Annotated in this window: 3 protein-coding genes and 1 rRNA gene; 3 read left to right on the plus strand and 1 reads right to left on the minus strand. The window is 64.0% G+C overall.

Annotated elements, in window-relative coordinates; translation table 11 throughout:
- From RT131_RS19515 to RT131_RS19525, 3 genes are all read left to right on the plus strand, one after another.
- A partial coding sequence (locus tag RT131_RS19515; RefSeq protein WP_313174653.1) for a glutamate synthase-related protein occupies window positions 1-1,113 on the plus strand: 1,113 nt, incomplete at its 5' end.
- A gap of 132 nt (window positions 1,114-1,245) precedes the next feature.
- On the plus strand, window positions 1,246-2,691 hold the full coding sequence (locus RT131_RS19520) for an FAD-dependent oxidoreductase (RefSeq protein ID WP_313174655.1): 1,446 nt from the start codon (window positions 1,246-1,248) through the stop codon (window positions 2,689-2,691).
- Between the two features lie 349 nt (window positions 2,692-3,040).
- Complete coding sequence (locus tag RT131_RS19525) at window positions 3,041-3,913, plus strand: methylglyoxal synthase (RefSeq protein ID WP_313174657.1); 873 nt, start codon at window positions 3,041-3,043, stop codon at window positions 3,911-3,913.
- Between the two features lie 349 nt (window positions 3,914-4,262).
- Here the strand turns inward: RT131_RS19525 and rrf are convergent.
- A 5S ribosomal RNA gene (gene rrf / locus RT131_RS19530) occupies window positions 4,263-4,377 on the minus strand.
- Window positions 4,378-4,509: the final 132 nt, after the last annotated feature.

The following is a 4,509-nucleotide window of genomic DNA, read 5'->3' on the forward strand; positions in this document are numbered from 1 at the left end:
TGCCACCTCAACAACTGCGCCACCGGCGTGGCCACCCAGGACGAGCGCCTGCGCGCGGGTTACTTCACCGGCCTGCCGGAGCGCGTGGAGAACTTCTTCCGCCTGCTGGCCGAGGAAGTGCGCGAATGGCTGTCCTACCTGGGCGCGCGTTCGCTGGATGAAATCGTCGGCCGCACCGATCTGCTGCAACAGCTGGAAGTGTCGCCGCGCGAAGGCGTCAAGGTGGATCTGTCGCGGCTGTTGGCACCGGCCCAGTACGACGGCGCGCATTGCGCCGCGCAGCGCCTGTACCAGTCGCCCGACAGCCTGGCCACGCAGATGGATGACCTGCTGGCCGATGCCATCGCCAACAAGCGCGGCGGCGAACACCGCTTCCTGATCCATAACACCGACCGCTCGGTGGGCACGCGCCTGTCCGGCACCATCGCCCGCGCGCATGGCAACCACGGCATGAGCGAAACACCGTTGAACCTGCGCTTCCGCGGCACTGCCGGGCAGAGCTTTGGCGCATTCAACGTCGGCGGCCTGAACCTGGAAGTGGAAGGCGAAGCCAACGACTACGTCGGCAAGGGCATGGCCGGCGGTCGCCTGGTGGTGCGCCCACCGCGCGGCGCGCGCTTCGAGGCGCGCAACACCGCCATCATCGGCAACACCTGCCTGTATGGCGCCACCGGTGGCGAGCTGTTCGCCGCAGGCCGCGCCGGCGAGCGCTTCGGCGTGCGCAACTCCGGCGCACTGGCGGTGATCGAAGGTGCCGGTGACCACTGTTGCGAGTACATGACCGACGGCGTGGTCGCAGTGCTTGGCAAGGTCGGCCTGAACTTCGGCGCCGGCTTCACCGGTGGTCTGGCCTATGTGCTCGATATCGACCGTGATTTCGTCGACCGCTACAACCACGAGCTGATCGACATCCATCGCATCTCGGCCGAAGGCTTCGAGAACTACCGCCAGCACCTGCACACCCTGATCGGCCGCCACCGCGAATTGACCGGCAGCATCTGGGCGCAGCAGATCATCGACGAGTTCCGCGACTACGTCGGCAAGTTCTGGCTGGTCAAACCCAAGGCCGCCAGCATTGAATCGCTGGCCGAGTCGCTGCGCCGCGCCGCTTGACGCATTGTCTCCCTCTCCCGCCTGCGGGAGAGGGCCGGGGTGAGGGCAGCTTCAAGCGCCCCCTCATCCGCCCCTCCGGGGCACCTTCTCCCGCAAGCGGGAGAAGGGCTCCTCCAGACGCCACGAGTTCCCATGAGCCGCAAGCAAGCCTTCCAGTTTCTCGATCTGCCCCGCACCATGCCGCAGCGCATTCCGGTGGAATTGCGCACGTCCGGCGATTGGGGCGAGCTCTACGGCAAGTTCGACAAGGCCGACGCGCAGTACCAGGCCGGCCGCTGCCTGGACTGCGGCAACCCCTACTGCAGCTGGAAGTGCCCGGTGCACAACGCCATCCCGCAGTGGCTGCAGCTGGTGCAGGAAGACCGCATCCACGAGGCGGCCACGCTCTGCCATTCCACCAATCCGCTGCCGGAAGTCTGCGGCCGCGTCTGCCCACAGGATCGCCTGTGCGAAGGCAGCTGCACGCTGGAGGAATTCGGCGCGGTCACCATCGGCGCGGTAGAGAAATACATCGTCGATACCGCCCTGGCCACCGGCTGGAAGCCGGACCTGCATGCGGTTGAGAGCACCGGCAAGCGCGTTGCGGTGGTCGGTGCAGGCCCTGCCGGTCTGGCCTGCGCTGATCGCCTGGCGCGTGCAGGTGTGCAGGCCGTGGTGTTCGATCGCTACGAACAGATTGGTGGCCTGCTGCAGTTCGGCATTCCCAGCTTCAAGCTGGACAAGAGCGTGATCGACCGCCGCCGCGAGATCCTCGAAGGCATGGGCGTACAGTTCCGCCTGGGCGTGGAGATCGGCCGCGACATCAGCATCGAGCAGCTGCAGGCTGATTACGACGCGGTGTTCCTCGGCACCGGTGCCTACCGTTACACCGACGGCGGCCTGATTGGCCAGGACCTGAAGAACGTGCTGCCGGCACTGCCCTTCCTGGTGCAGAACAGCCGCATCGTCGGCGGCAATGATCCGCAGGGCCGGCCGATTGCCGGCTGGGAAGACCAGATCGCCCTGCCCGACCTCAACGGCAAGCGTGTGGTGGTGCTGGGTGGCGGCGATACCGGCATGGACTGCGTACGCAGCGCGATCCGCCTGGGCGCGGCCAAGGTGACCTGTGCCTACCGTCGCGACGAAGCCAATATGCCGGGCTCGGCACGCGAAGTGGCCAACGCCCGCGAAGAGGGCGTGCGTTTCCTGTTCAACCGCCAGCCGCTGGCGATTGAAGCCGGTGCCGATGATGAAGTGATCGGCGTGACCGTGGTCGAGACCACGTTGAGCGAGCCGGACGCCAATGGGCGCCGCAATGCGGTCGCGATTGATGGCAGCGAGTCGCTGTTGGAAGCCGACGTGGTGATCATCGCCTTCGGCTTCTCGCCGACGCTGCCGGAATGGCTTTCGTCGCAGGGCGTGGAGGCCAGCAGCAATGGCCGCATCATTGCCGGTGGTGCTACGCGTCTGCCATTCCAGACCCACAACGCCAAGCTGTTTGCCGGTGGTGATGCGGTTCGCGGTGCGGACCTGGTGGTGACTGCGGTTGCCGAGGGCCGCGATGCTGCTGAGAGCATTGTTGCGTTGTTGCAGCGGTAGCGCTCAGCAAGCACGGAGAGGCGTTAGAAGCTGAAAGCGCCCTCACCCCTACCCCTCTCCCGTTGAAACGGGAGAGGGGACTACTTCGGCTTTTTTTTGACGACGGCCGAGCTCGCTGCTTCGGCTGTTGGCTTTGGCTTTGGCTTTGGCTTTGGCTTTGGCTCTCAGCTTTGGGGTATCCGTTCGCCCAGTAACAAGGACCTCCCTTCTCCCGTATGCGGGAGAAGGTGCCCGACAGGGCGGATGAGGGGAGCTTTTGCTCTGGCATGAGCTTTGGCTTTGGCTCCCCACCAACCAACCAACACCCAGCTGCCCTACACTCAAGAACTCCGCACAAAGAGAAATCGCAATGCGCATCGGTCTGGCCGCAAACCGTCTCCATCACGAAAGCGCCGACGCTGCGTTGTTCCGTTGGCTGCGCGCCAGCGAAACCGGAATCCGCGAACTTGGCGTGGAACTGCATGCTGTCGGCCGCACCTACGACGCGATAGCCAGCACCCATCCTCTGCAGGATTACCCCGGACTTCAGCGCTATCCAAACGGCCGCGAAGGCGGATTGATGAAGCTCGTGGCCGAAGTCGTAGGCATGGGTACCCCGGAGCGCACACTCGATGGCGCGATCTACTTCATCGACCCGGTCGATCCTTCTTCAGTCTTCCCCGAAGCCATCGCCCTCAAGCGCCAATGCGTCATCCACGGCAAGCCTTTCATCTCCACGGTAGCCACCGCACGCGACTGGATTGAAATGGAGCGCATCCACGCCGGCCTCGCACCGGACCCGGGCGCCGATGATCTACATGACTTCAGCAAGCAGACGCTGGCGCTGATCGCCCACGATGCGCGCAAGCCGCAGATGCTGGCCTTTGCTGCCGAGCACTTCGATGTGTTGTCGCAGTTCGGGCAGCGCATCGGCACCGGCACCACCGGTCAGCGCTTGAACGAAATGGCCTGGAGCCGTGGCTGGCCGCGCGACCAGGAATGGATCCACCGTTTCCAGAGTGGTCCGCTCGGTGGTGACGCACAGATCGCTGACCGCGTACTCGAGCACCGCTGCCAGCGCGCAATCTTCTTTGAAGACCCGCATGTCGCCCGCCAGCACGAAGCCGACATCCAGTTATTGGAGCGTGCGGTAACCACGGTCACCGATGAAGCGGTGTGCATCACCGCGCCGAATATCGCCGCCCGCTGGGCAACTGCCGCACAGATCCGCCAGAACGCCTGACCGTAGTGCCGAGCCATGCTCGGCAGCGGCGTTCCAGGCAGTTCCTGCAGAGCCCCAATGCTCTGGCTCTGGCTCTGGCTCTGGCTTTGGCTCTGGCTTTGGCTTTGGCTTTGGCTTCTACCTCGCCTTCAGCTCCAGCTCTTTCTTTCCCTTCTCCCGCCTGCGGGGGAAGGTGCCCGAAGGGCGGATGGGGGGCGCTTCTGGCTTCTGGCTCCCTTCAAGCCTTTCAGGCGAGTTGTTTCTACCAGCTTCGCGGCTTACGCCGCTCCCACAAATTCCCCAAAAGCCTGCCTTCGCTTCGGACAAAGAAAAACCCCGCTGCTTGTGGCAGCGGGGTTTTGTTTTTAAATCCTGACGATGACCTACTCTCGCACAGCTTAGGCTGCACTACCATCGGCGCGGCTACGTTTCACTTCCGAGTTCGGGATGGGATCGGGTGGTTCCATAGCGCTGTTTTCATCAGGAAAGCGGTTTGAGCAGCGCGTTGCGCCAGCTCCAATACGTTTCCTTGCGGAACCAAGCCAGGCTCAAAAACCCCTGGCTTACATAAAAAGACAAACCCCGCTGCGTGAGCAGCGGGGTTTGCGGATAAAAAC

Origin of the sequence: Stenotrophomonas sp., from assembly GCF_032066555.1 — a bacterium.
GTDB lineage: Bacteria > Pseudomonadota > Gammaproteobacteria > Xanthomonadales > Xanthomonadaceae > Stenotrophomonas.

Coding starts and splice junctions, on each gene's coding strand:
- RT131_RS19520 (WP_313174655.1), top strand. CDS start 1,246: ATGAGCCGCAAGCAAGCCTTCCAGTTTCTCGATCTGCCCCGCACCATG.
- RT131_RS19525 (WP_313174657.1), top strand. CDS start 3,041: ATGCGCATCGGTCTGGCCGCAAACCGTCTCCATCACGAAAGCGCCGAC.